This window comes from Rhizocola hellebori, assembly GCF_016862955.1.
GTDB classification, from domain to species: domain Bacteria; phylum Actinomycetota; class Actinomycetes; order Mycobacteriales; family Micromonosporaceae; genus Rhizocola; species Rhizocola hellebori.
Map to the genome: position 1 here is coordinate 43,514 of NZ_BONY01000020.1, position 24,730 is coordinate 68,243.

General features: G+C 67.1%; 24 protein-coding genes. 8 read left to right on the plus strand and 16 right to left on the minus strand.

Annotated elements, in window-relative coordinates:
- The first annotated feature begins 6 nt into the window (after positions 1 to 6).
- On the plus strand, positions 7 to 1,791 hold the full coding sequence (locus tag Rhe02_RS18095) for an ABC transporter ATP-binding protein (protein ID WP_203909424.1): 1,785 nt from the start codon (positions 7 to 9) through the stop codon (positions 1,789 to 1,791).
- Positions 1,792 to 1,854: 63 nt separating this feature from the next.
- On the opposite strand, the gene Rhe02_RS18100 is transcribed toward Rhe02_RS18095, so the two are convergent.
- The gene (locus tag Rhe02_RS18100) at positions 1,855 to 2,742 is read right to left on the minus strand and encodes a hypothetical protein (RefSeq protein ID WP_203909425.1); all 888 of its coding nucleotides are present in this window, start codon (positions 2,740 to 2,742) and stop codon (positions 1,855 to 1,857) included.
- A gap of 365 nt (positions 2,743 to 3,107) precedes the next feature.
- On the opposite strand from Rhe02_RS18100, the gene nagA reads away from it, so the two are divergent.
- Positions 3,108 to 4,217 (plus strand): N-acetylglucosamine-6-phosphate deacetylase, encoded by a 1,110-nt coding sequence (gene nagA / locus Rhe02_RS18105; RefSeq protein ID WP_203909426.1) that lies wholly within the window; start codon positions 3,108 to 3,110, stop codon positions 4,215 to 4,217.
- Between the two features lie 118 nt (positions 4,218 to 4,335).
- Positions 4,336 to 5,268 (plus strand): MurR/RpiR family transcriptional regulator, encoded by a 933-nt coding sequence (locus tag Rhe02_RS18110; RefSeq protein WP_203909427.1) that lies wholly within the window; start codon positions 4,336 to 4,338, stop codon positions 5,266 to 5,268.
- Between the two features lie 27 nt (positions 5,269 to 5,295).
- Here Rhe02_RS18110 and Rhe02_RS18115 read toward each other — a convergent pair whose 3' ends face one another.
- Positions 5,296 to 5,883, minus strand: a complete 588-nt coding sequence (locus tag Rhe02_RS18115) for a hypothetical protein (protein ID WP_203909428.1) — start codon at positions 5,881 to 5,883, stop codon at positions 5,296 to 5,298.
- Positions 5,884 to 5,980: 97 nt separating this feature from the next.
- Positions 5,981 to 6,802 (minus strand): GNAT family N-acetyltransferase, encoded by an 822-nt coding sequence (locus Rhe02_RS18120; RefSeq protein ID WP_239123893.1) that lies wholly within the window; start codon positions 6,800 to 6,802, stop codon positions 5,981 to 5,983.
- Between the two features lie 181 nt (positions 6,803 to 6,983).
- On the opposite strand from Rhe02_RS18120, the gene Rhe02_RS18125 reads away from it, so the two are divergent.
- Together Rhe02_RS18125 and Rhe02_RS18130 are read left to right on the plus strand one after the other, a co-directional pair.
- Positions 6,984 to 7,874 carry an acetyltransferase gene (locus tag Rhe02_RS18125; protein WP_203909430.1) on the plus strand — a complete coding sequence of 297 codons (891 nt, stop codon included), beginning with the start codon at positions 6,984 to 6,986 and terminating at the stop codon, positions 7,872 to 7,874.
- Positions 7,875 to 8,100: 226 nt separating this feature from the next.
- Positions 8,101 to 8,736, plus strand: a complete 636-nt coding sequence (locus Rhe02_RS18130; RefSeq protein ID WP_203909431.1) for a dienelactone hydrolase family protein — start codon at positions 8,101 to 8,103, stop codon at positions 8,734 to 8,736.
- 150 nt (positions 8,737 to 8,886) lie between these two features.
- Here Rhe02_RS18130 and Rhe02_RS18135 read toward each other — a convergent pair whose 3' ends face one another.
- Positions 8,887 to 9,813, minus strand: coding sequence for an extracellular catalytic domain type 1 short-chain-length polyhydroxyalkanoate depolymerase (locus tag Rhe02_RS18135; protein ID WP_203909432.1), 927 nt, complete (start codon positions 9,811 to 9,813; stop codon positions 8,887 to 8,889).
- A 117-nt stretch (positions 9,814 to 9,930) separates the two neighbouring features.
- Between Rhe02_RS18135 and Rhe02_RS18140 the strand changes: the two genes are divergently transcribed.
- Together Rhe02_RS18140 and Rhe02_RS18145 are read left to right on the plus strand one after the other, a co-directional pair.
- Positions 9,931 to 10,608 carry a TetR/AcrR family transcriptional regulator gene (locus tag Rhe02_RS18140; protein WP_203909433.1) on the plus strand — a complete coding sequence of 226 codons (678 nt, stop codon included), beginning with the start codon at positions 9,931 to 9,933 and terminating at the stop codon, positions 10,606 to 10,608.
- 138 nt (positions 10,609 to 10,746) lie between these two features.
- The gene (locus tag Rhe02_RS18145) at positions 10,747 to 12,804 is read left to right on the plus strand and encodes a serine/threonine-protein kinase (RefSeq protein ID WP_203909434.1); all 2,058 of its coding nucleotides are present in this window, start codon (positions 10,747 to 10,749) and stop codon (positions 12,802 to 12,804) included.
- An 11-nt stretch (positions 12,805 to 12,815) separates the two neighbouring features.
- Here the strand turns inward: Rhe02_RS18145 and Rhe02_RS18150 are convergent, their stop codons facing one another.
- The 8 genes from Rhe02_RS18150 to Rhe02_RS50540 all read right to left on the minus strand — a co-directional run bounded on the left by Rhe02_RS18150 (position 12,816) and on the right by Rhe02_RS50540 (position 19,964).
- Positions 12,816 to 13,952, minus strand: coding sequence for a hypothetical protein (locus Rhe02_RS18150; RefSeq protein WP_203909435.1), 1,137 nt, complete (start codon positions 13,950 to 13,952; stop codon positions 12,816 to 12,818).
- A complete protein-coding gene (locus Rhe02_RS18155) occupies positions 13,945 to 14,484 on the minus strand; it encodes a SigE family RNA polymerase sigma factor (protein WP_203909436.1) in 540 nt (179 codons plus the stop codon). Before Rhe02_RS18155 ends, Rhe02_RS18150 begins: the two co-directional genes overlap by 8 nt.
- A gap of 85 nt (positions 14,485 to 14,569) precedes the next feature.
- A complete protein-coding gene (locus tag Rhe02_RS18160) occupies positions 14,570 to 16,009 on the minus strand; it encodes a BNR repeat-containing protein (protein WP_203909437.1) in 1,440 nt (479 codons plus the stop codon).
- A gap of 39 nt (positions 16,010 to 16,048) precedes the next feature.
- On the minus strand, positions 16,049 to 17,152 hold the full coding sequence (locus Rhe02_RS18165) for a sulfite oxidase (protein ID WP_239123894.1): 1,104 nt from the start codon (positions 17,150 to 17,152) through the stop codon (positions 16,049 to 16,051).
- Positions 17,153 to 17,265: 113 nt separating this feature from the next.
- Positions 17,266 to 17,682 carry a hypothetical protein gene (locus tag Rhe02_RS18170; RefSeq protein ID WP_203909438.1) on the minus strand — a complete coding sequence of 139 codons (417 nt, stop codon included), beginning with the start codon at positions 17,680 to 17,682 and terminating at the stop codon, positions 17,266 to 17,268.
- A gap of 27 nt (positions 17,683 to 17,709) precedes the next feature.
- On the minus strand, positions 17,710 to 18,360 hold the full coding sequence (locus Rhe02_RS18175; protein ID WP_239123895.1) for a response regulator transcription factor: 651 nt from the start codon (positions 18,358 to 18,360) through the stop codon (positions 17,710 to 17,712).
- Entirely contained in the window at positions 18,348 to 19,487 is a 1,140-nt protein-coding gene (locus Rhe02_RS18180; protein WP_203909439.1) for a sensor histidine kinase, read from the minus strand. The genes Rhe02_RS18175 and Rhe02_RS18180 overlap by 13 nt, the downstream gene beginning before the upstream one ends.
- 354 nt (positions 19,488 to 19,841) lie before the next feature.
- Positions 19,842 to 19,964, minus strand: a complete 123-nt coding sequence (locus Rhe02_RS50540; RefSeq protein WP_275412623.1) for a hypothetical protein — start codon at positions 19,962 to 19,964, stop codon at positions 19,842 to 19,844.
- Positions 19,965 to 20,245: 281 nt separating this feature from the next.
- Here Rhe02_RS50540 and Rhe02_RS18185 point away from each other — a divergent pair, with 281 nt between their 5' ends.
- A complete protein-coding gene (locus tag Rhe02_RS18185; RefSeq protein WP_239123896.1) occupies positions 20,246 to 21,865 on the plus strand; it encodes a pectate lyase family protein in 1,620 nt (539 codons plus the stop codon).
- Between the two features lie 297 nt (positions 21,866 to 22,162).
- Here the strand turns inward: Rhe02_RS18185 and Rhe02_RS18190 are convergent, their stop codons facing one another.
- The 4 genes from Rhe02_RS18190 to Rhe02_RS18205 all read right to left on the minus strand — a co-directional run bounded on the left by Rhe02_RS18190 (position 22,163) and on the right by Rhe02_RS18205 (position 24,730).
- Positions 22,163 to 22,561, minus strand: coding sequence for a hypothetical protein (locus tag Rhe02_RS18190; protein ID WP_203909440.1), 399 nt, complete (start codon positions 22,559 to 22,561; stop codon positions 22,163 to 22,165).
- 334 nt (positions 22,562 to 22,895) lie between these two features.
- Positions 22,896 to 23,309 carry a hypothetical protein gene (locus Rhe02_RS18195; RefSeq protein WP_203909441.1) on the minus strand — a complete coding sequence of 138 codons (414 nt, stop codon included), beginning with the start codon at positions 23,307 to 23,309 and terminating at the stop codon, positions 22,896 to 22,898.
- 155 nt (positions 23,310 to 23,464) lie between these two features.
- Positions 23,465 to 23,983 carry a hypothetical protein gene (locus tag Rhe02_RS18200; protein ID WP_203909442.1) on the minus strand — a complete coding sequence of 173 codons (519 nt, stop codon included), beginning with the start codon at positions 23,981 to 23,983 and terminating at the stop codon, positions 23,465 to 23,467.
- 6 nt (positions 23,984 to 23,989) lie between these two features.
- Positions 23,990 to 24,730: a polymorphic toxin-type HINT domain-containing protein gene (locus Rhe02_RS18205; protein ID WP_203909443.1), complete on the minus strand. Its 741-nt coding sequence runs from the start codon at positions 24,728 to 24,730 to the stop codon at positions 23,990 to 23,992.

Sequence of the window (24,730 nt, forward strand, 5' to 3'; positions counted from 1 at the left end):
TCGCCGATGCGACACAGCCTGCGCCGCGCGATCGCTGCGGGAAAGCTGGCCTGGGCCGCTTCGCCGGCCACGCTGCTGGCGGTCGCGGCGATGACGGTTGCCCAGGGCATGGTGCCGGTCGGGCTGGCCTGGATCACCAAGGTTCTGCTCGATGAGCTGACCCAACCCCCTTTCTCGACGGGTACGCTGCTCGCCTGCATCGCCGGCCTGGCCGCGCTCGGGCTGGCCGCCGACGCCCTGTCCGCATTCGAGGAGTATCTGCGCACAGGGCTGCACCGGCAGGTGCGGGTGATCGTCCAAACACGACTGTTCGCGCGGCTGAACCGGTACCCCTCAATAGCGGTCTTTGAATCCCCGCAGCTGCTGGACAGGGTGCGGCTGGCCGAGCACGCCGGTGACCACGCGCCCGAGGAGGCGGTGGGCACCGGGCTGCAGCTGCTGCAAGCCACGGTCACCGCGGCCGGTTTCGCCGTCACGCTGCTGGTGCTCTGGGCACCGATGGCCGCGATCGTGGTGGTCATCGCCGTTCCGGCCGCGCTGGCACAGCTGAGGCTGGGAAGGCTGCGCGCCGACATGACCCACGAGGTGACCCCGTTGCAGCGACGGCAGATGTTCTTCCGGCTGCTGCTGACCGATGTCAAGGCGGCCAAGGAGGTCCGCCTGTTCGGGCTGGGCCGGTTCCTGCTGGGCCGGATGCTGCGGGACCTGAGCGCGGCCAACAACGCCGAAATGCGCGTCGATCGCTTCAGCGCCTGGGCGCAGGTGCGCATCGGCACGCTCACCGGTCTGCTCACCGTCATCGGCCTGACCGCGGCCGTGGTGCTGGCCAGCCGCGGCCGCCTGAGCATTGGCGAGGTAACGGTTTTCCTGGCGGCGATCGCCGCCCTGCACACCACCATCGGCTCGGCCGCCGCCGGCTGCGCCCGCGCCTACGCGGCGCTGCTGCTCTTCGAGCACTACCTGGCGGTGGTGGACGACCCGGTCACCGGTGCGGGAAGCCTTCCCGCACCACGGCTGAGCCGCGGCATCGAGTTTCACGACGTGTGGTTCCGTTACGCCGACGAGCTCGGCTGGGTGCTGCGCGGCACGAACCTGCGGCTGCCCAGCCAGGGCGCGATCGGCCTGGTGGGCCTCAACGGCGCGGGCAAGAGCACCATCGTCAAGCTGCTGACCCGCCTCTACGAGCCCACCCGTGGCCGGATCACCTGGGACGGCATCGATCTGGCCGAGCTGGACCCGGCCACCCTGCGCGCCCGGATCAGCGCGGTCTTCCAGGACTTCATGGCTTACGACCTCACCGCGGCCGAGAACATCGGCGTGGGCGAGCTTTCCAAGCTCGAGGATCTGCCCCGGATCCGGGCCGCGGCCGCGATGGCCGACGTCGACACCGTCATTTCCCCACTGCCACAGGGCTACCAGACGTTGCTGAGCCGCATCTTCAACGGCGAGACCAACGCTTCACTGTCCGGCGGGCAATGGCAGCGGGTCGCCCTGGCCCGCGCGTTCCTGCGCGAGGAAGCCGATCTGCTCATCCTCGACGAACCCTCGTCGGGGCTCGACGCCGTCACCGAACACGCCCTGCACCATCGGCTGGGGCAGCTGCGGGCCGGCCGGCTCAGCCTGCTCATCTCCCACCGCCTCAACGCTTTGCGCGACGCCGACCACATCCTGGTCCTGGAGGAGGGGGTCGTCGTCGAGCAGGGCGACCACGACCACCTGATGCGCGCCCGAGGCCGCTACGCCGAGCTCTTCTCGCTGCAGGCACAGGGTTACGCCGCCACCGTCGAATGACTTCCGTCCACTATGGACCGAGCGCTGCCGGCCGCGATCGCGCGGCCGGCAGCTCACCGCGGCTTACGCCGTCGGCGGGATCAGGCCGTTCTTGGCCATCGGCAGGCCGAGCTGGAAGGCCTGCTGGATGACGACCGTCTCGGGCGGAAGCTGGCCCAGCGACGGGTTGATGTGGCGGATCTGCAAGGTGAACGGATTCGCCAGCGGCGCGGTCTGGATGTCGAACATCTCCAGATCGACCCAGCGAATGATGTTGAGCGTCGCCGCCGGGATGGGCTGGTTGTTCTTCTGCACCGGCACGCACAGCTGGCGGTTGAAGGTGATGCCCGCGGCGTGCGGGGCGAGCCCGCCCAGCACCGGGTTGAGGTGGGTCAGCTGGACACCGATGTTCAACGGGGCCTGCGGCGTCTCGAAGTAGCACTTGAGGTCGATGTAGCGGACCAGGTTCAGGATCTCCGCCGGCGGAACCAGCCCGTTCTTGATGACCGGCACGCACAGATGCTGCGGATACTGGATGACCACGTTTCGGGGCGGCAGGGTTTGGAACAGCGGGTTGAGGTGACGCAGGTTCAGCGGGAAACCGACCGTCGTACCGGTGATGCGGTAGCAGGACAGGTCGACGAAGCGCACGAACTCGAGCACCCCGGCCGGCGGGATCATGTTGTTCTTGGCTACCGGCACGCACAGCTTCTCACGCAGGCCGAGGGTGTGCGCCTCCTGCGGAAGATTGGCCAGGACCGGGTTGAGGTGCCGGGTGACGACGGTGGTCGTCGGCGGCATGTAGGGGTTGGTGCGGAAGCACTCCAGGTCGAGGCTGGAGGTGAACCGCAATGGCGAGGGAAGCGCTTGGATGGACGGTTGCGCCGAAGCGGGTCCGGCGGAGGCGGTGATGCCGGTGACGAGTGCCAGCAGCAACGCTGCAGCCCAAGCGCCAGGACGGATTCGCGACATGTGATGCCCTTCCACGAGAGTGATCCCCGTCTATCTTGAGCGGAAGCAGCGTCACATATGTCAACCAAGATTACTGTCAGAAATCAGTCGACTCCGCACCGGAGTTTGGTCTTTCGTCGGTCCACAATAGACCTCTCTCGTCTCAGGTTTACGTAACCATGGCCCTAACGAATGGTCTTATGGTATATCTAGGACCGCGTTCGACGGGATCTTGGCCAGTGGATCGTCTTGTTCGTGCGCCGGCAACCGCATCGGCTTCCCTCGATCTGCAGTTAGGTGTCGTGGAGGAGGCGGCGGCGACCGCTCGGCTCGGCGTGTATCGGTGCGGCGACTTTGACGATAGATCTGGTGGAGAGGATCACCGAATGAATGTCATAGCTGGCACGCTTGTCCTACCCGACGCTGTCACCGAGGGCTGGGTGCAGGTCAGCGACGGTCTCATCACGCAGGTCGGCACCGGAGCCGCGCCGCAACCGCCCACCCTGGTCACCGATGGGTACGTGATGCCTGGCCTGGTGGACATGCATTGCCACGGTGGCGGCGGCAGCTCGTTCGACCGGGGCGCCGAGGCGGCCGAGGCGGTCGCCCGCTTCCACCTGGCCCACGGCACCACCTCCATCATGGCCAGCCTGAGCACCACCACCCGGGAAAGGTTGCTGTCCCAGGTCAAGGCGCTGGCGCCCATCGTCGGGCAGTCGACCCTGGTGGGTATGCACCTGGAGGGGCCGTTCCTTAGCGAGCTGCGGTGCGGCGCTCACCCCCCGCACCTGCTGCGCGACCCCGATTGGGAGGAGATCGCCGAGGTGCTGGCCGCCGGCGAGGGCGCGGTCAGGATGCTCACGATCGCCCCGGAACTGCCCTACGCCCTTGAGGTTGTCGACTGGCTCACCCGCGAACAGGTCATTGTGGCGATTGGACACACCGACGCCACCTTCGCCGAGACCCAGGCCGCCATCGGCGCCGGCGCGACCGTCGCCACCCACCTGTTCAACGGGATGCGCCCCATCCACCACCGTGAAGGCGGGCCGGTCACGGCGCTGCTCGGCGACGAGCGGGTGTGGTGCGAGCTGATCTGCGACGGCCACCATCTCAGCCCCGAAGTCTGCCGCCTGGCGTTCCGGGCCGCCGGAAACCACCGGGCCGTGCTCATCACCGACGCCTGCACCGCGGCCGGAATGCCTGACGGTCCATACGTTCTGGGCGGCGAGAGCATCGTGCTGGCCCACGGCGCCGTGCACACCGCCGACGGCAGATCATTGGCGGGCAGTGCGCTGACCCTGCTGGCCGCGGTGCGTTTCGCCGTCTCCTGCGGCATCCCCCTGCCCGACGCGGTCCGGGCCGCCTCGGCCAACCCGGCCGACGCCCTCGGCCTGCCCGACCGTGGCCGCCTGGCCCCGGGCCTGCGCGCCGACCTTCTGCTCACCGACCGCACCCTGCACCCCACCCAGGTGATGCGCGGCGGCATCTTGCAGTAACCCCAACGGATTGCGGCCTCATCTCCCTATCGACCCCAGCGCCACAGTTTCCGCAACTCGGACGCGGGTACCATCGATCGGCCGCCAAGGTCTCATTAGGACCGCAGGGAGATGCAGGATGAAGCAGAACACCGGCTCGGAGCTTGCCCCGGCGTCGTTGTCGATGCCGCCGCGGGAGAGCCTGGCCGCTCGTTCCGCCGCGGCGCTGAAGCGCTATCTCCTGGCCGAAGGGCTGGAACCGGGCGACAAGCTGCCACCCGAGCGCAGGCTCGCCGAGGCGCTCAACGTCAGCCGCACCGTGCTGCGTGAGGCGGTCAACCAGCTCGTCGGCGAAGGCCTGGTACGCCGTGAACCCTCCCGCTCCCCCACCGTCACCGACTTCGACCGGGCTGCCCTGGCACACCTGCTCGACGAACCGGAGCCGGAGCCGGGCTCCGGCGCATCCCAGACGCCGCAAGGCATTCGAGCTCACGGGATAGGCGCCGGGAACCAGACGCTCAGCGAGCAGCGCGGCCAGCAGCGCGACGACCTGGAGAGCCTCTATACGAGCGTGAATACCTTGCAGCTCAACAGAATCTGCGACGCTCTGGAGCGCGCGCGGCGGGTGGTCGTCTTCGGCGACGGCGCGGCCGCCTCGCTGAGCGGTGTGCTCGCCAGGCTGCTGCGCCATGTGGGGGTGCGCGCGGAGGTTCTGCCCAGCGGGCCGGTCGAGCGGGTGCTGGACATGCACGGCCTCGGCCCCGGCGACGTCGTCATCGGCATCACGCTGTGGCTGCCCTTCCGCGGGTCCGTCGACGTCATGCGGCTGGCCGGTGAGGCCGGGTGCCACACGGTGGCGCTGACCGCGTCGGCCGACAGCCCGATCACACGCCATTCCAGCGAGGTCGCCATCGTCCCGGCCCAGGGCGGGGTGCTGCCCTTCTCCGTGCTGCCCACCATCGCGCTTTTCGAAAACCTGGCCTCGGCGCTGGCCGTGCGGCGCCCGCAGCTGGTGGCCGAGGTGCAACGGGCGCTGCACGACCAGTACGTGCGCGAGGGCTATCTGCGCTAGCCCTCGCGTACTGGCCGTGGCGGCAGCCTAGTTGTTGACCTCCACGTGCAAGGTCCAGTCGTCAATGGTGCCGGTGAGGGCCTGCAACATCGGCTGGTCCACGATCAGGTACTCCACGGTCACCAGGTGTGCGACGTTCATGTTCACCGCCGGCATCCGCTTGCAGGTCTCCATGGCGTTCGCGTGACCGGTATCGGTCGTGAAGGTCATGTCGCTGACCGGGTTCATCTGCACGCCGTCGAGCATGACCCGGATCTGGATGAAGTCGGTCGGCACGGCGTAGGTCAGCAGCTGGTTGAGCAGCCTGGCCTCCGCAGTGAAGGTCACCACCAGCTGATCGGCGTCGTTGGCCGGGGTGTTCACGGTGATGGCCGCGAACGGCAGCGGGGTGAAGACCCCGGCGGTCTCGACGATATTGGTTGGCGCGTCGTTGGTGACGACCAGAGACTGCTCCTGAACGCCGCCGTTGCAGACCACGACGCCGTTGCCGACCGTGTCGATGGCCTTGTCCTCATCGAGCACGACATTGCGCGCCGAGGCACCGGAGGCGGTGGCGACGATGCCGACCAGCAGCAGCGCGGGGACGATCAGCAATTTCCTCTTACGAGTGAACACTTTCGGCTCCTCTTCCACCGAGGGGATGCGCCACTTTCTGTGGCGGGCCGACAATCCCAACCTCCTGTCATAGCGGCATCACGGCGGCATCAGGGCGTCAGCCCAGCTCCAAACTGGTGATCCCGTAAAGGCCGGAGGCCTCGATCGAGGGGACCGGGCCGGTGTACATGCGCGCCGTCTCGAACTCGGGCTTGAGGTTGAGCTGCTCGGCCAGGGCGACGGCGGCCGGGTTGAGGTCGGGCACGTCGATGAAGATGGGGCCGGCGGCAGGTGTCGCCAGAGCGCTGATCAGAGCCGCGGCCACGTCCGGCGACTGCGCGTAGAGCGGGCCGATGCGGCTGCCGAGGTGGCTGGGCCGCAGCACACCCAGGCCGGCGAGGTGACCGTCGCGCATCGCGGCGAGCGTGGTGTGGCCCGGCAACCCAAGCCAGCACGCGAGAAAGGCCTCGCGCTCGGCCGGGAAGAACCGCCGGTCGTAGCCGGTGATGAGGTTGAAGGGCAGCGTACGGCCGTCGATCAGATCCACCTGCGGGGGCGGGGACGCCTGCGCAGGCGTGCCGCTGTAGCGCAGGTTGGTCCAGGCCCGGGCGAAACCCGAGGCGCGGTAGCTGTCCTGCTGGTCCACCACGCCGTCGAGCCCGACGTTGCGCCCGGCCAGCCGCCGCATTCCGGCGTGCCAGGTGGACAGGCCGTATCCCTTGCCGCGGAACGGAATCCGGGCGATGTAGAAACCGAGGAAGCCGAAACCGTCGCCGTAACGGACCACCGAGATGCAGGTGGCGGGCTGGCCTTCGACCCGTCCGATCAGGAAGGCCTGCGGGTCGGCGCTGGCGAACGCGATGCTGTCCACGGCACCGGGATTCCACCCCTCGTCTGCGGCCCATCGGGCCATCATGCGCAGGTCGTCGGTACTCGCCACTGAGATATCCATAAAAGAGACATATCATGCGGCGTTGCGGGCTCGGCATGAGGTTGCGTACTCTGTCCGAGCGCCGTCGAGCTGGAAGGAGGTCAGAACAATGTCCGATGTTCTGCGCCCCCTCCGCAGCCAGGCGTCCACGCGGATCTGACCGGGGCGCTGCCTGCCTGGAGGATCCGCTATGACCGATCTTGTGGTGCGCCCGCTCGTCGCGGGCGAAGAGAACGTGTTCGACTCGATGCCTGACCCGCTGCCGCAGTTGCGTCAGCCCAGTTACGCCAGCGGGCTTGCCAGCGGCGGCTTTCATCCCGACCGGACCTGGATCGCCTTGCGCGGCGGGCAGGTGGTGGGACGGGCGGCCTGGCTTCTGCCGCCGGGCGCTGTCGGCGAGCCCTGGCTGGAACGCTTCGATCTGGCCGCCGAACCCGAAGTGGGCCAAGCGCTGCTGCACGCCGCCCATGCGGCCCTGGGAGGCGCGAAGCCTTACTACGCCACGATGCCGCCGCGCTGGCGCGACCGTCCCGACGTGCTCGCCGCGGTGGAGGCCCCGATGGCCGCGGCCCGGCTGGCGGGCCTGGTCGAGCGCGCAGAGCGGATCCGGTTCGCTTGGGCCGCAAGCACTCCCACGCCAACGGCATCGGGCCGGCTGGAATTCCGCCCCGCAAGCGCAGCCGAGGAAATCAACGCCCTGGTCGCCGGGATCGACGAGCCCGTGCTGGTGACCGGCGTCGAAGCCGCGCGGCTGGTTCGCGGAGTCGATCTGGCGAGGAAGCCGCTGGACTGGCTGACCGGCCCGCCGCAGGACTGGCGCATCGCCCTGCGCGGCGGCGAGCCGGTCGGGCTTGCCGCAGCCGCTGGAGACGCCTGCTATCCGATGATCGCCTATCTGGGTGTGCTCGGCGAAGGCGTTCTCGGCGAGCTGCTTGCCGACTCCGCCCGCGCCCTGGCCGCCAACGGTGCGCTGGAGGTGGTCGCCGACGTGGACGCCGACCGGCCGTCGGTGATAGCCGAAGTGGAGCGGATCGGCTTCGTCGCGGTGCGATCGCGGCTTCTTTTCGACCCGAGCCAATGACAGCGCAGGGCCGGTGACAGCGCAGGGCCAATGACAGTGCCGGGCCGGTGACAGTGCCGGGCCAATGACAGTGCCGGGCCGGTGACAGTGCCGGGCCAATGACAGTGCCGGGCCGGTGACAGTGCCGGGCCAATGACCGAGCCAGCCGGGTGACCAAGCCGGATGCGGTGGCCAGGGTGGCCACCGCATCCGGCCCGGCATAGGCTGGAGGCCGGAAGCAGGCGACATGACCAGCACAGCCCACCTCGACGCCGCAGGCGCGAGGCTTGATGCCGACATCGACATCCCCGATGGCGCAAGGGGTGTGGTGCTCTTCGCCCATGGCAGCGGCAGCTCCCGGCACAGCCCGCGCAACCGGATGGTGGCGGCGCGGTTGCGCGAGGCCAGTTTCGGCACCGTGCTGGCCGATCTGCTGACGGCACAGGAGGAACGGGTAGACCAGCGCACCGCCGAGCTGCGATTCGACATCGAGCTGCTGGCGCTCAGGCTGACCGCGATCGCCGACATCCTCGCCGCCAGGCAACTGCCGCTGGGGCTGTTCGGTGCGAGCACCGGTGCGGCCGCCGCCCTGATCACCGCCGCGCACCGCAGCGACACGGTCAGGGCGGTGGTCTCCCGTGGCGGCCGGCCCGATCTGGCCGGCGCGCAGCTGCCCCTGGTGAGCGCGCCCGTGCTGCTCATCGTCGGCGGCAACGACGAGCCGGTCATTCAGCTCAACAACGGTGCGGCCGGCATGCTCGGCGGGCCCTGCCAGATCCGGGTGGTCGCCGGCGCCACCCACCTGTTCGCCGAACCTGGCGCGCTGGAACAGGTCGCCGACCTTGCCGCCCAATGGTTTACCCGCCATCTGCCGTCTGGCTAGAGCCGGTCGTGCGACCGCGGCGAGCACAGTGCTCGCCGCGGTCGCCGTGCCGTGTCAGGCGTTTGCCAAGCCGCTCAAGGTTCGGCGCGGGCGTCAGGGTTCGGCGCGGGCGTCAGGGTTCGGCGTGGGCGTCAGGGTTTGGCGTGGGCGTCAGGGTTTGGCGTGGGCCAGGAAGAAGTCCCAGCTCAGGTTGCTGGCATCCGGTCCGGCCGGGTCGCCGTAAAGGCTGCAGGGGCAGCCGCCCGGATACTGATGACCGGCGCCGTCGATCATGTATTGATCGATCAGCGTCTGGCCGCCCGCTGACCGGTGAACCAGCCGGGTGTAGGTGCGCCCACCCGGTACCCGGCCGGAGATGACCGAATCAGGCACGGTGTCGATGCCGTCGACGTAGGCCCACTGCCCGGCGATGCGATACGCCGTGCTCGGCTGCACCACGATGTCGGCGGTGCCCTGAAACACGATCGCCGGGACCGGTCGGGCCCGGCTTCCCATCTCCTGCAACGCTTTGCGGCCGGACTCGGCGGCCGGCTGCAGCTGCAGCGGGTCGCAGTCGTATTCGCAGCCGGCCATGATGCTCACCGCCGCGAACAGATCCGGGTAGGCCACGGCCATGATGTTGGCCATCACGCCCCCGGCCGAGACGCCGGTGGTGAAGATGCGCCGCGAGTCCACTGTGTACTGGGAGCGGATCCGGCCGGTGATGCCGGCGATGATGGCCGGTTCTCCCCAGCCACGGTGCTGATTTGTTTCCAGGTACCAGTTCCAGCAGCCGGCCGGGTTGGCCAGGTTGCTCTGATCGGGGAACACCACGATGAACCCGCGCTGTTCGGCCACGGCGCTCCAGCGCGACAGCACGTCGAAACCGACGTCGTTCTCGGTGCATCCGTGCAGAGCCACCAGCAGCGGCATCGGTGTGCCCGGCCGGTAGGACGACGGCACGTAGCCGTGATAGTCACGCGCGCCGTAGATGCTGGCGTAGACGCCGGAGAAGTAGTTGCCGGCGGCGTGGGCGGGGGTGGCATTGGTGGTCAGGAGCATGGCGGCGATGAGGGCGACGATCAACCGGGGGCGCATGACCAAGTCCCTTCTACGAGATCCAATCAATCGATTGGTTGGACGGATTGGTTTGTTACTATGCATCGAGAAAGGTGCACGTGTCAACCGATCGTTCGATGAGAGGACCGCGCCGACGTGACCACGCCACGCTGGGATCCGCGCCGCCTCAACGCAGTCGCCGCGGACCTGCCCGAAGGAGTCACCCCGCCGGGAACCCGTGGCCGCATCCTGGTCGCCGCGTTGTCACTTTTCGCCGAATACGGCTTCCACGGCACCTCGATCCGCGACATCGCCGCCGGCATCGGCATCAACTCCGCGACCCTCTACGGGCACTACCCGTCCAAGGAGCACATCCTCGCCGCGCTCGTCCTCATTGGACACGAGGAGCTGCACCATCGCATGCAGCAGGCCGTCGTCGACACCGACGCCGACCCGGTGGCCCAGGTCGCCGCACTGGTAAGGGCACAGGTCTTGGCGCACACCGACTTCCCGCTGCTGGCCCTCGTCGCCAACCAGGAGCTGCACGCGCTGTCGCCCGAGCGCGCCGCGCCCGCGCTGGCGCTGCGCGAACAGTCACGCGACCTGGCCCTGCGCGTGCTGCGCCGCGGCGTGCAGCTGCAGGTGTTCGACGTCGCCGACATCACCCTGGCCGCGATCGCGATCAGCAGCATGGGGGTGCGCGTGGCCAACTGGTTCGGCCCGGACCAGCCCTACACCCGAGACCAGGTCGCCGACGCCTTCGCCGACTTCGCCCTGCGCCTGACCGGCGCCACCCTTCCCGCGCGGCGGCGCGACCCCGGCGAACCCCGATAGGCCGAGCGAACCGGCCTTTCGCCGGTAATTTCTGTCCTTCCCGGCGCGGGACGCGACTCGGGGTTCAAGGATAGATTCGTGTCGTCATGTCAACGGTGAGTCGTACTGTCTCGTCACCTCGAACCAAAAGGACGTCACGTGACGGGTTTGCTCACTGACCTGCCGCCCGGCTATAGCGACGCCAAGCACCTCGGCTCGGGCGGGTGGGCCGAAGTCTATCGATGCCTCGAGGTGTCCAGCGGGCAGCAGGCCGCGGTGAAGCTCTTCCACCAGCGCCTCGAAGATCCGACCGTGGACGCCGAGCAGTTCCGTCACGAGTGCCGCACCGCCGCCCTGCTCAGCGGGCACCCGGGCGTCGTCAAGGTGCGCGCCGCCGGTGTCACCGCCTCGGCCCGCCCTTGGCTGGCCATGGATCTGGCCACCGGTGGCACCCTGGCCAGAGGGATCCGCGCCGCCGGTGGCCGGCTGCCCCTGGCGGTGGCCCTCGACCTGACCACCCGGCTGGCCGACACGCTGTCCTGGGCCCACACCTTGGCCTCGCCGGTCATCCACGGCGACATCAAAGCCGCCAACGTGCTGCTCGACGAGAAGGGGCGGCCGCTGCTCAGCGACTTCGGCGTGGCCACCCACCTGGGCAGCCGGCACTCGGTGACGGTGGCCCAGTTCACCCAGACCCATGCCGCGCCGGAAGTGCTCGGCGACGGCCGCGCCTCGGTCTCCTCGGATGTCTGGGCATTGACCATCACGCTTTTCGAGATGCTCACCGGCGCTCCGCCGTTCGTGGTGCGGGCCGGAGAAGGCCCTGGCGCCTTCATCAAACGCGTCGAGCAGGGCCTGCCGGCCGACGCTGTCCCCGATTCGATACCGGCGCCGGTCGCCGAGGTCATCCGGGCCGGGCTGCTCGTCGATCGCCAGCAGCGCACCGCGGGCATGGCCGAGCTGGCCGAGTCCCTGCGCTCGGCGCAGCGGGCCCTGCGCCTGCCGGTCACCCCGGCCTGGCCGGCCGTCCCGCCCGAGCCGGTGCGCGAGCTGCCCTTCGTCGGCTACGCCGAGGCGCTTGCCGTAGCTGGGGTTCGTGACCAACCGACCGCCGAAATGCCCACGGTGGCCGTGACGCCCGCGGTGCCCAAGCCGGCGCGCGGCCGCAAGCCCGCCCTCGTGGCCGGGGTCATCGCCGCCCTTGTCCTGGCGGGCGCCGCCTTCGCCGCCACCCGTGGCGGGGAGCCGTCGGCGGCCGACCCCCAGCCCTCGATCACCTCACCGGCCCAGTCGCCGCCGGAGAGCCCACAGACCTCGCCTACGCCTTCGGTTTCTAGCACCGCCAGCCAGCTGCCGTCACCGGCCGGCAAACCCGTGGCCAAACCGGGCGTGGTGACCACCTTCGCCGTCCTGGACCACAACGGGGGCACCGGCCTGGATCGCCGCCTTTCGTTCTCGCTGACAGCGCCACCCAGCCCGCTGGCCATCGTCAGGTACGAATTCGACTACACCGGTGACGGGACACCCGACGCCACCTCGACGGCGACCACCGGTTTCCTCACCGATCTGGTCAACGGCACGGCCTATGCCGTCCGGCTGCGCGCCTGCGCCAGTCAGGTGTGCGGGGACTGGTCGGCGGCCAGCCCCCCACAACAACCCTTCGGACCCGTCCCGAAGCCCGCCGCGGGCGCGGCGAAGTCCGGGGCGACCCAGATCAACCTCACCTGGAGCTCGGCCGGCAGCAACGGCCGGCCGCTGGCGCGCCTGGAGATCCGCGTCGACGGCGGCGGCTGGGAGAGCGTGGGCACCTCCAACGGAAACCGCTTGGTGGGCAACGGTTACAACCAGACGCACAGCATCGAGGTGCGCGCCGTCGACACCATGAACCAGGTCAGCTCCAGCGCCTCGGCGAGCGCCACCACCAACCCCGCGCCGCAGGTAACCGTGACCACCGGCACTATCGCGCCGAGCCGTACCGGCTGCAGCGGCTCGGCCTGCCGCTACATCGTGGTGACCGTGAACAACTTCGCCCCCAACACCGGCTACAGCTGCACCTTCAACTCCAGCAGCGGCTCCGGTGGCTTCAGCACTTACAACTTCACCACCAACAGCTCGGGCCACTTCTCCGGCCAGACGCTCAACTCCTTCGGCGTCTCCAGCGGCTGGGTCAGCGCCACCTGTAACGGTGTCACCGGCACCCGCAACCCGTGGCTGTAGCGTGCTTCGCATCAGCAGCCGGTGATCGTGAAGGCCGAGTTGGGGACTCCGTAGACCACCGGGTCGAAAGGCACGTAGGTCACGGTCGTCGGCGGCGCGAAGCCGTTGGCGAGGCAGCTGAGGATCTTGAAGTAGATCTCGACGGTCACCGTGGCGCCGACGGCGAGGTTCTCCACCCGGCACCCTGAGGTCACCTGCCCCGGCTGGCAGTTCGGGCTCATGCCGACCACCTCGCCCCCGGCCCACGAACTGGCCTGCACCTCGAAGTAGGTGCCGGTGCGCGGGCCACGGTTGGAAATCTCGAACTTCAACGCAACGGTGTCCCCGACCTTCCCGGTCCCCGCCGACGCCTTGGCCGTGAAGTCCGTCGCCTCGTCTTCGAAGCGGACCGAGACCTTTCCGTGGGTGACCTTGCTGTGCCAGCTCGGCTCGCTGCCCGACGCGGTCAGCGTGACCTGCCCGGCATCGCCCAGCGCCGCGCCGGACCGGGCGCGCAGGGAGAGCGACTCGGTATGGGTGCCCGTGGCCAGAGTGCCGAAGTCGCACTGGACGCTGGACCCGGACAGCACGCACGGGCCGGTGACCCCCACTATGTCCACTTTGGACGCGATCTGCGACAGGTCCACCGCCAGCTTGGCGTTGGTGACCGGGCCGACCTTGCTCGAGTTGCGGCTCCACACCTTGATGCCGATCGGGACCGAGATCGCGTGGCTCTGCGGCAGCTCGACTCGGATGCCGTCCAGCGGTCCCGCGTACCAGATGGCGGTGTAGGCCAGGTTCTGGTTGCCGCTCGAGCCGGTGGACCCGGCCGCCGACTCGGTGTGGGCCGGGCTGGGCGAGGCCGACGGTTCGGCCGAGGGCTCTGCCGACGGGCTGGGAAGCTCGAACTGGGAAGGAGAACTGCTGCCCGCGCTGGCGTTCGGCAACGGCCGCGCGACATCGGGAACGGTATTGGCCAAGGTGGCCACGGGCACGACGATGAGCGCCACCACCGCGGCGGCCAGCGTGGCCAAACGTGCCTGCCTGCGCCGCGAAGCGGTGGCCCGGGCCGCGGCGATTCCCGGCGGCCGGACATGACCGCCCGCGTCGCTGCGCAGCTGCGCGAAGGCCGAGTTCAGCGATTCGAGGTCGTACTGGTCCTCAGCCACGGGCCTGCTCCTTCTGCTGCGCGACCGGCTTGGCCACAGTGGTTTCGGTGAACTGGGCGCCCAGCGCGGCGCGGCCCCGGTGCAGCCACACCCGCACGGTTCCCTCCGGCACCCCTTCGGATTGGGCGATTTCGGCGATCGGAACGTCGGCCAGGTGGTGCAGGACGACGGCACGGCGATGATTGTGGGGCAAGGTCTTCAGGGCGGCGATGAGGGCGACCCGGTCCGGACCGGGTCCGGCGACGTGCTCGTCGCGCTGGCGGCGCAGGAAAGCCAGCGCTGTGCGGCCGCGCCGCCAACGGCTGATGGCCAGGTTGAAGGCCACCTTGCGGACCCAGGCCAACGGGTCGTCGTATTGCACCAGCTTCGCCCAGCGCGGGATGGCTCGGCAGAACGCTTCCTGGACCAGCTCTTGCGCCAGGTGGAAGTCTCCCGTGTACGCGTACAGCGTGACGGTCAGGTTCTGGAAATGTGCCGCGTAGAACTCTTCTATGTCGCTAAACGGCTTTTCCACGATATGCCAGGCTGTCACAGCGCTCCTTCCGTGTCTCGTTTCCAAAGACACGCTCTAGATCGCTGCGACGTTACAGACCAATTTTGAGGGTACGGGGCCCGCCTCAGCCCAGCCGGAAGTCGGCGACCCTGATCGGCGACGGCGTGGTCCCGCTGGAACGCTGCTGGTAAAGCAGGGACAGCACGCCTTCGCCGAGGCGGCTGCGGTCCACCACCACCTCGCCGAAGGCGTTGAGGCCGGCCCCATCAAAGCGCAGCGTCCAGTCCGTCCAGCCGCTGGCCTTGCTCGCGGTGACGATGCGCCCGAACGGCAGCACCACATAGGCGTTGTCGGCCGCGTCCAGAACCAGCTGCGAACGCCCGAAAGCGTTGAGCGCCACCGGAATCTCCACCTTGCGCCACCCGCCCTGGGCATCGCGGCGCAGATGGAACGCGCGCCCGAAGCTGGTGCGCTGTGCCACGACATTGGACACGCACTGCGTGAACCGGCCCGGAACATAGCTGATCACGACATGGGGGTTGCCGGTCGAGTCGAAAGCCTGGCTCTCCTGGTTGATCAGGCCGTGGTCGACCGTGAGCGGGTCGACGACGTGACCGGGCGTGCCCACCGCGACCAGGGTGCCCGAACCGGTGGTGGCCACCGCCTGGCCGGCGTTGTTGCGCCAGGTGCGCCCGTTGTCGTCGCTGTAGACGTAACCGGTGTCGTGGTTGGCCAGCCCGCCGGAGTTGCACAGCACCGCCGTGTTGCCCTCGCGCCAGGTGAACGAGGCGTGCAGCCGGCCGCCGGCCGAGTAGCCCAGGCCGTGCAGGTAAAGGTTGCGGGTGCTGCTGGTGACACCGCGGGCCGAGTAAGGCCCGGTCGCCGACGACCAGCGGCCCAGCGTGCGCCACGTCCCGTCGTACTCGGCCAGCTCCATCGTGCCGTTGCCCGAGCCGCCGGTGCGGTAGCTGAACTGCAGCCGTTGCTGCGGGGTGACCAGAAAACGGGGATAGGTGATCGAGCCCAGCTCGACCCCGTCGAACGTGCGCTGCACCGCACCGAACCGGCTGAGCACCCAGGACCGGGTGCCCGGGTTGGCGACCAGCCCGGCCTCGGACTTCACATAGAAGACCCGGCTGTTGTGGGTGTCCATCGCCACGTGCAGCCGCCCGTCGGCAGGTGACACGCCCAGCGAGATCGAGTTGTGGGAGTCGTTGGTGCTCAGCGCATGCGGCAGCTCCACCTTCTGCCACGCGCCGCCGGGCAGCTGGCGGCGGGCGATCACCGCGTTGCGATTGGCGGTGTACCAGGCCGCGTACTGGTAGCCGGCGTAGCTGACGATCGCGTCCTGCTGGTAGGACGCATTGTTGACCAGCCCGTCATAGGAGACGAAATACAGCGCGGCCGAATCGAGCAGCGTGTCGCCCAGCCGGGTCACCCCGGGCGCGGCCGCAGACGCGCCCGGCGCCGTCACCACCTGCCAGCCCAGGCCCGCGCCGATCAGAACCGCCAGCACACCCACCCGGGCCGTCCACGCGGCCCACCCTCTGGAAAGCGCTTTCACGAAATCGATTATTACATTTCGATATATCACCAACAAGGGCTAGTCGACGACCACGCATTCGACCTGTTGCACGCCGTTGTTGGCGAAGCCGCCCCTGTTCCACTCCGCTTGCACCGGCTGAACGCGGCCGGTCTCATCGGTGGCCCGCGCCCCCAGCACTGCCCGGCCCGGCGCGGCCTCCCAGCGCCAGCTCCAGCCACGCCACGCGTAAGGCCCGGCCACCGGGCCCAGCTGCGCCGGATGCCAGCTGCCGCCGCCGTCGGCGGTGACCTCCACCGCGGTGACCGCGCCGAAGCCGGACCAGGCCCGTCCCTCCACAGTGGACACTCCCGCCTTGACCACCCTGGTGCGGCTCATGAAGTCGGGAAAACCCGGCGGGCGAACCAGTGCCCGCGGTTGCATCCGGGTCACCGGCACGCCCGGGTCTTCCGCGTCGCCGCGCAGCCGGTAGGCCACCGCGTTCTGATAGCCGTCGAACTCGCGGTCGAGCACGGTGACGTTGGTGAGCCACTTGACCTGAGCCATCCCGTACCAGCCGGGAACGATAAGGCGCAACGGAGCGCCATGTTGCGGCAGCAGGGGTTGCCCGTTCATCTCGTAGGCCACGATGACGTCCTCGCGCATGGCTTCGGCCAGCGGCAGCCCGCGCTGGTAGTCCTGCTCCACGCCGCGTTCGATGCCGTGGTCGGCGCCGGTGAAGACCACGTCGTGGGCGCCGGGCGCCACCCCGGCCTCGTCCAGCAGCGCCGCCAGCGAAGTGCCCGTCCACTCGGCGGTGCCGACCGCCTCCGACAGCCAGGGCTGGCTGACCGGCCGCGGCTGCAGCAGGGCACGCCCGTTGCCCGCGCACTCCAGCGTGACCCGGTGGGTCTGGCGCGGCCGGCCGCGCAGCTGCGCCAGATCGACACTCAGCGGCCGCCGCACCAGCCCGTCGATGCTCAGCGTGTGCGTGGACTCGTCGAGGTAGGGGATATCGAAGTGGATCAGCAGATAGTGCAGACCCGCCGGGGTCACGTCATAGCGCAGCGCCTCCAGCGGCATGGCATGGTTGCGCGCCGCCAGCTGCAGCTCCTCGGCGCTGATCCCCTCGCCGGGCGCAGCCAGCCGGGCGGCCCCGCTCGCCTCCCGCGCTGTCGTTCCCACCCCTTGATTATCGCCCTGAGCAGGAACGGCGAACCCGGAAACCCGACAGACAGCAGCAAACGGGGTCGCCCGGCACCCTACGGGTGGTGCCGGGCGGGCTCATAACGTTGAACTCAAGAGCAGTAGTACTGGATGGTCCACCGGGGCGACTGCTGCTTCTGCTGGTAGCTGCCGTTCACCTTCACCCGGGTCTCGACGAAGTAGCTGTACCAGGAACCCGGTGTATACATGCAGAACGCGCCCACCTCCATGAACGCGGAGGTGACGTTGTAGCGGATGTCGGCGCTCACCTCGCGGTCCGGCGACCACGAAATGTCCTCACGCAGATGCAGTTCCGCCTGAATCGGCTGGGTGCAGTAGTCCACCGCTCCCCAGCTGTAGATCCAGCCGCTCGGCTGGGCGGCGGTCAGATAGCAATAGTTGGCGGCATGCGCCGCGGTGGGAACGGCAATGGCAGCCGCGAATGGCAGCAGGAACGCCAGCACACGGGCGGTGAATCTCTTGCGTCGGCTCGTAGTGGTTGTGGTCATGCGGCTCAGGCTAGGAGGGCATCGACGTCAGCGCATGTCCCCAAAATCGGGGGACAAGCCGTCCTCGCGGATGCGGCTGGCCAGCTCATGTTTGGTATGGGTGGGACGCCCCAGCGCCTGATACTTGGCCTTGACCCGATCCAGATAGGTCTTGGCTGTCTCCGGGCGCACCCCGACATGCCTTGCCGCAGCGGTCATCGTCATGCCCGAGGCGTAAGCCAGCAGCACCTCACGCTCGCGTGTGGACAGTCGTGGCCGTTCCGGCCTCGGATCGTTCAAACAGGCAAAGGCAAGCTCGGGCGAATACACCGTCCCGCCCGCGGCCACCACCCGCGCCGCCGACGCCAGCGCACCCAGATCGTGATCCTTGGTCAGGTAGCCGCGCGCCCCGGCCGAGAACGTCGCGGCCACCTGAGAAGGGTTGGGCCACACGCTGATCACGACCACGTTGAGGCCGAGCGCCACGAGGCGTGCCACGTTCTCCACCGCCGTCGACCCATCGCGCAACACCAGATCCAGCAAGACCACGTCCACACAAAGGTTTCCAGCCACCAGCTCGTCGACAGTCGAGTAGGTGCCGGACAGCCTCAGGCCCGGCTCATCGGCGAGCCAGCGCGCCAGCCCGTCGAGCAGCATGCGGTCGTCGTCCACCGCCGCCAGCGTGATCACCCCGGCCACAGCAGCTCCACACAGGTGCCGTCACCGGGCGCGCTGGACACCCGCACATCGCCCCCGGCCGAACGCATCCGCTGCGCCACCGAACCGGCCAGCCCCGAGCCGCCAACCTCGCCGCCGACGCGAAACCCGGCCCCGCGATCCACAATCCGCACACTCAGCGCCTCGCCGACCGTGGTGGCCGTGACCCAGGCGCGACGAGTCTCACCGTGCAGCAGCACATTGTTCAGCGCCTCCTGCGTCGCCCCGGCAACCGCCTTTGCTACGTCATCATTTATGTCTGGTACCGAATCAAGCTGAAAATGCACCGTCAAGCCCAGCGCCTGCGCGCCGTCGACCACCTCGGACAGCCGCTGTGTCAACGTTTCCTGGCCGGAATCGCCGTCCACCGACATCAGCCGGCGCACCAGATCGGCCTCCCGCGCGCACCTCTCCCGCACCTGCTCCGGGTTGTGCTCCAGCCCACCCCGCCCGATCACGGTCAGGGTGGCCAGCACCGTGTCGTGCAGCACGCGGAAATGCTCCAGCCGGGCCTGCGCCGCGGCCTGCTTGGCTTGCGCGGCAACACGTTCCGCCGTCAGCCGATCCACCAGCCCGCCCTGGCGGCGCAGATAGCGCACGGCGAAGCCTATGATGATGGCGAACCAGGCGATCCCGTTGAGGCAGCCCAGACACGCCAGCCACGCCTCCCCCGCCAGCACATCCGCCCACACGTGCGCCACGAGCAACACCCCGACCGCCCCCGCCGCCCAGGCGATCCTCGGGATGGCCGCCCCGGCGAGCGCCGCCGCAGCCTGGGCCATGCGCCCCGACCAGTTCACCGATGAGTCGTCGTGGGCCACCCCGCTGTTGGCGGAAACCACCATCGTGAGCATCGCCGCCCACCCCACATCGGCCCAGGCCATCCACTCGGTGAACCAGCCCGCCCGGGCCACCGCCACGAACATCGCCACGTTGCCGGCGATCGTGAGCACGACGAGCGCCGCGTTGAGCCCGCCCATACGATACGAGGCGGAGCCGAGGGTCAACAACGCCGGCAGCAGGTAGCTAAGCCGTTGCAGCCCAAGCAGAATCACGATGAACCGGTTCGCCCGCTCCGCACCGGGCGCGGCAGCCACCGCCACTGACACGCCCGTCACGATAGTCGATGCGTGCCCCGCCCGCGACGCGACAGCAACCCCACCCGCCACCAGCCAATCCACCCGCCCCGCGCAGCCACCCGCTCCCGCCCCCGACCCACGACATGGCGGCCACATCAGGCGGCATCAGCAAAGCCGCCTGCTCCCGCCACCGGCCCGCGACCAGACCGCAACGCCGGCCGGCACCAGCGAAACCAACCCGCCACCCAGCCCACGATCTGACCGCAACAGGCGGCACCAGCAAAACCGCCCGCCCCTGGCACCCAGCTCGCGACCTGACTGCAACACCAGCCGGCTTCAGCAAACCACCCGCTCCCGGCGCTTAGCCCGCGACACCAGGAGGCATTAGCGAAGCGAGCTGCTCCAGGCCCATCCGATCGCGGACAACAGCGCCGAGGCGATCGTGGCGCGCTGAACGGTGCCGGCGTGCAGGCGGTGGCCGAAGTGGACCAAGGCGCTGAATGTCATCAGGGGTCACCGCCGTTCCTCACCCGGCCCCGGGAGCACATGGCACTGCCAATTGGAAAGCGCTTGCCTTAACATACCGGCAATACTGCAAATCCCGCGGGTGCTCCGGGTGCGGCAAAACACCCAAATAGCGGTCATAGCCGGGCCGGCAGACGGACGGCCCGCTGCGGTTGCCTTATTTCGCCGCAAATAATCTGCAAATCGCTCTTATTGACTCATCTGAGGCTATCTATTTAGCTGGACTGGAAAGCGCATTCCCGCCCCCAGAAGGAGGTTGCGAAGTGCACAAATCCAGAGCTCTCCTCGCCGCAGCGATCAGCGCGATGCTCGCCTTGCTGGTCTTCGGCATCACGTCGGTGGCTCGCGCCGACACCCTGTTCTCGGACAACTTCGAAGACGGCAACTCCACCGGATGGACCAGCTCCGGCGGAAGCTGGGCGGTGGCCAGTGACGGCTCGCAGGTCTACCGACAATCCGGCACAAGCAGCGACGCGCGAAGCCGGTCCGGCTCGTCAAGCTGGTCGAACTACGCCGTGCAAGCCCGGGTCAAGCCCACCGCCTTCAACGGCAGCAACCGATTCGTCGCCTTGCTCGCCCGCGCGCAGAGCAACACCAGCTATTACTACCTCGCGTTGCGCAGCAACAACACCGTCGAGCTGAAGAAGCTCGTGAGTGGATCGTCCACCACGCTCGGCTCACGGGCACAGACCGTCACGCTCAACACCTGGTACACACTAAAACTTGATGTGTCCGGCTCGACGCTGCGCGGATATGTCGACGGCACGCTGGTTGCCACGGCCACCGACACCCAATTCGCGGCCGGAAACATCGGGCTGGCCACCTTCAACGCCAGCGCCTCCTTCGACGACGTCGACGTGTCCACCGGCACCACCACCCCGCCGACGGGCTCACCCACCGCATCGCCGACCAACTCCCCGCCCGGCCCGAGCCCGACGCCCTGCACCACCTGCCAGTTCGCCGACGGCTTTGCCTCGGTCAACGCGATGGGCCAGAACGGCACCCGCGGCGGCCTCGGCGGCCCCGTCGTCGACGTCAGCACCGCCTCCGCCTTCCTCGCCCAGATCGCCATGCTGGGCCCGAGAATCATCCGGGTCAACGGCACCATCGCCCTTCCCGGCCCGATGCACGACGTCACCTCCGACAAGACCATCGTCGGCATGGGCGCCAACTCCGGCTTCACCGGAGGCGGGCTCAACATCGGCCTGCCGATCGACGACGGCATCACCTCACCCCCGGCCAACGCGGTGAAGAACATCATCATCCGCAACCTGAACTTCAACTCGTGGCCCGACGACGCGATCAACGTGCAGATGTTCTCCCACCACGTCTGGATCGACCACAACCATTGGGGCACCGGCACTGACGGCGGCGTCGACATCAAACGCGGCTCGTCCTATGTAACCGTATCGTGGAACCACGCCGACGGTACCAACAAAAACATGCTCCTCGGCCGCGACGATGGCGACTCGGCCCAGGACAGCGGACGGCTCAAGGTGACCTACCACCACAACTGGTTCGACGCCACCACCCAGCGCAACCCGCGCGTTCGCTTCGGCGACCCGGTGCACGTGTACAACAACTACTACAACGACACCGGCAACTACGGCGTCGCGTCCACCATGAACGCCGGTGTACTCGTGGAACGCAACTACTTCGAAAACGTCGACGACCCGTTCCACCTCGGCGAAGCAAGCTCACCCGCCGGACGCCTGGTGGCCGTGGACAACTGCCTGGTCAACTCCGGCCCCGGCCAGAGCGGCGGCAGCGTGGCCCCGATCCCTTATGCCTACACCGTCACGGCGGCCTGCAGCGTGAAAACCGCTGTGCTGGCTTGGGTCGGCACTGGGCGGGTCGGGATTCCGGGCGCTGAGCCCAGCTGATTAACGGGCTGCGCGCGGCCTGGTTCGCGCGCAGCTCCACCACCTTCGACCTCAATCGACTCGGGCGCTCGGGTATGACCTGATGGAGCCTGCCGCGCGGGCTCGGCCAAAAATGAACATGCTGGCCAGGCTGCAACAATGTTCGGAGGATTTGTCGCCACCTGGATGCCAACGCGAGCTGGGTCGGTGCGAGCGCCAAGCCCATTCGGTCGAACACGAGGCAGCGCCTCAGTACACGGGCACAGTTCACGCTGTCAGCTCAGCCTCGATCCGTGCTCCCATTTCTCATGGCCAGGTTCAAACCGTCGCAAACCAGAGGTCGTGAGCTGAAAAACCATTGAGGTCAATTGAGTCTAATCGCGAGGACTCACCGAACGCATCGCTAAGTGTTTCCCTGCAGGCGCACAGACACGGACTGTCCATATCCGGCACGCCTATTGTTGTCGCGAATTCATTGCGGACATCTGTGTTGCTGAAATTCGTTTCTACAAACGCCACCGGAATGACTGTCGATATTAGAGCGATCACCCGCCCTTGATCTATGATGCGAATCCAGGTTTCGCCTGCACCGCTGTCGAAATCCAACGTCGCTGCGGTACTGCGCTTAAGGTCACGTGATACCTCCAATGCGGCACTCACAGTCCACGACTTTGCGTGAGCCTGGGCGACTCGTAATGCGACATTGGCGTCTATCATGGTGAATTCCCCGTGGGCCGTGAACGAAATCCATTACTGTTCCTACGGATGTTGAACCAGGTAGTCGGCGTTCCGCCGCCCATAAGGCCAGCGATCCCCTTGATCGGAATCTTGACGTTGCTGCTCACCCACAGGCCGTTGACGGCGCTGGCTGCACCCTCCAGCAAAGCCTTCGCGCAGTTGACGTAGAATCCAAATAGACTGTTGCCTGGAGTGTCGTCGACGTCTTCTACCATACCCTGGTCATCCAATGTGTGGGCGCGTTGGTAAGTCTGCCATGGCGATCAATCGTAGTCGCGAGTGGTCAGCTGAAAGCTCATAGCAGGTATAACTGTCAGCTGGCTCCGACATGGCTAAAGGTGATGGTTGGTCCATAGCCAATTGGATCGTCTGCTGTCGTCACTTCGAATTCCTCGCCTGGGAATGATCCACCTAGTTTCGCCTTCCACATCGCGCCAATCCTCTCGGCAAGCGAAACGAATGCAACGTGTTCGGCTGGACTCTTAGGTTCAAAGGTTTCCCAGAGATGCACGCGGTTCACCATTATCTCAACTGCCGCCACATCTCCATCCAATTCCTCTAACCAGTGGTCAACAGCGCCAGCACTGAACTTCCATTCAACCAGCGTGCAGCCGCGGTAGCGGACGAAACTTGGCCAAAAGATCATCGAGAGGGTCCACGCCTCAGCAATCGTCGAATTCTCGAGGAGAAAATTCTGCGGCCGCCACGACGCTATGCGCCACGCCACTGGACCATCTCGCCGAACGATCATCGGACAGGCAACATCCACCGATTCGCATGCATGCAAACTATCCAACAGTAACGCAGGTGACAACCAAGCCCTCAGCACAGCGGAGTGCCGCCCATAACGAACAGCAACCGCACCACTCGGTCGCCAATACGTCACAAAACCGGTATGTCCAAAGTCCCGGTCGTCCTGGAATTTTGCTCGATGTATTCCCGATCCCAGGCGCCGCCTATTCGAATTCCGGTGGTCCAAAATGGATCTAGGACGATCATTCGACCATCATCAATCGAAAGTACCGCCGCGCGAAATAGGCAGGACTCCACATCGGAATCCTTGTCTAAATATAGGGAAATTTCAACAACGCTATTGACGCGATCGGTATCGAGAAAGACAGACGTTAGATTCAAGAGTCTCGGCTCGACAGATGGTTCGGCAGTCAACTCTGTTGGCAATTCGAGGGTCTGTTGTTCGCCAAGCCGCAGCTGGCCCGTTTCCGTGTCGATATGAAATACGAGATATTTGCTTCGTGAGCGTGTTCCAATGGCAACGAAGCGCGTGTACGGCCGGACCTCACCAGCAGGATCATCTAGATCAACAATCGCAGGCACCCACAGTCTGTCCATAATAGAGAATTCCCGGAACAGACCGACCAGTTTCGCGTTGCTTGAATTCATTTCATATCACCCGAGCGTATTAGGCAGCATACGAATTGCAGCATCCATACCCTCACCAATTTTTAGTAGAGTCCAGAATTCGCCGCTCCGCGTCGTCACTAGAGTCAAGCCCTGTCCTCTGTAGATCATTGCCGCAGGCTGCCCCGCCTTAAGTGTTCCATATCCCTCGAACACGAGATCGCCTCTGTTCACCATATCAGACAAGTCCTGGAGGAATTCTGGACCATTCTCCGCGAGCTTGCTGTACTTCTTTCCTGTAACAGATCCAAGCAATGCCTTTTTCCTAAGGAAGTGGTCCTTAAAGTTATCGCCCGCCGTCAAACAAGTATCCGAGTTGTGGACGAGGGCCGACGTGTTACCCGTTATCACATAGTAGGTGTGGATGCCTGCAACGGTGAGGTTGTAGGCGGGAACAGTGAAGTTGTAGGCGGGACGAGGGCTGTCGAGTTTGTTGAGGATTCCACGGACGACGATCTTGCGCCCGTCGTCGGCCAGGACGGTGTCGCCGGTGTCGAACCTGTCGACTCGCTGCCACTGTTTGTCGGTGTCGTTCCAGAACGGATGGTCCTCGGTGGTTTCGACGATGTTTCCATCAATGTCAAACCGCACGATGTGGTCTTGGTGGACCCAGACGGCCTCTACCGCACGTGGTCCTTGCTCTCCTGTTTCCGGATCAGCCGGTGAAGCTGCAGAAGCGGGAATATGTTGCGTAGACTCCAGCGACGATCTGGAAAGGACTACGTTCAT

Coding starts and splice junctions, on each gene's coding strand:
- Rhe02_RS18135 (WP_203909432.1), bottom strand. CDS start 9,813: ATGCGCCCCCGGTTGATCGTCGCCCTCATCGCCGCCATGCTCCTGACC.
- nagA (WP_203909426.1), top strand. CDS start 3,108: ATGAATGTCATAGCTGGCACGCTTGTCCTACCCGACGCTGTCACCGAG.
- Rhe02_RS18205 (WP_203909443.1), bottom strand. CDS start 24,730: ATGAACGTAGTCCTTTCCAGATCGTCGCTGGAGTCTACGCAACATATT.
- Rhe02_RS18200 (WP_203909442.1), bottom strand. CDS start 23,983: ATGAATTCAAGCAACGCGAAACTGGTCGGTCTGTTCCGGGAATTCTCT.
- Rhe02_RS18095 (WP_203909424.1), top strand. CDS start 7: ATGCGACACAGCCTGCGCCGCGCGATCGCTGCGGGAAAGCTGGCCTGG.
- Rhe02_RS50540 (WP_275412623.1), bottom strand. CDS start 19,964: ATGACATTCAGCGCCTTGGTCCACTTCGGCCACCGCCTGCACGCCGGC.
- Rhe02_RS18170 (WP_203909438.1), bottom strand. CDS start 17,682: ATGACCACAACCACTACGAGCCGACGCAAGAGATTCACCGCCCGTGTG.
- Rhe02_RS18125 (WP_203909430.1), top strand. CDS start 6,984: ATGACCGATCTTGTGGTGCGCCCGCTCGTCGCGGGCGAAGAGAACGTG.
- Rhe02_RS18100 (WP_203909425.1), bottom strand. CDS start 2,742: ATGTCGCGAATCCGTCCTGGCGCTTGGGCTGCAGCGTTGCTGCTGGCA.
- Rhe02_RS18190 (WP_203909440.1), bottom strand. CDS start 22,561: ATGATAGACGCCAATGTCGCATTACGAGTCGCCCAGGCTCACGCAAAG.
- Rhe02_RS18130 (WP_203909431.1), top strand. CDS start 8,101: ATGACCAGCACAGCCCACCTCGACGCCGCAGGCGCGAGGCTTGATGCC.
- Rhe02_RS18110 (WP_203909427.1), top strand. CDS start 4,336: ATGAAGCAGAACACCGGCTCGGAGCTTGCCCCGGCGTCGTTGTCGATG.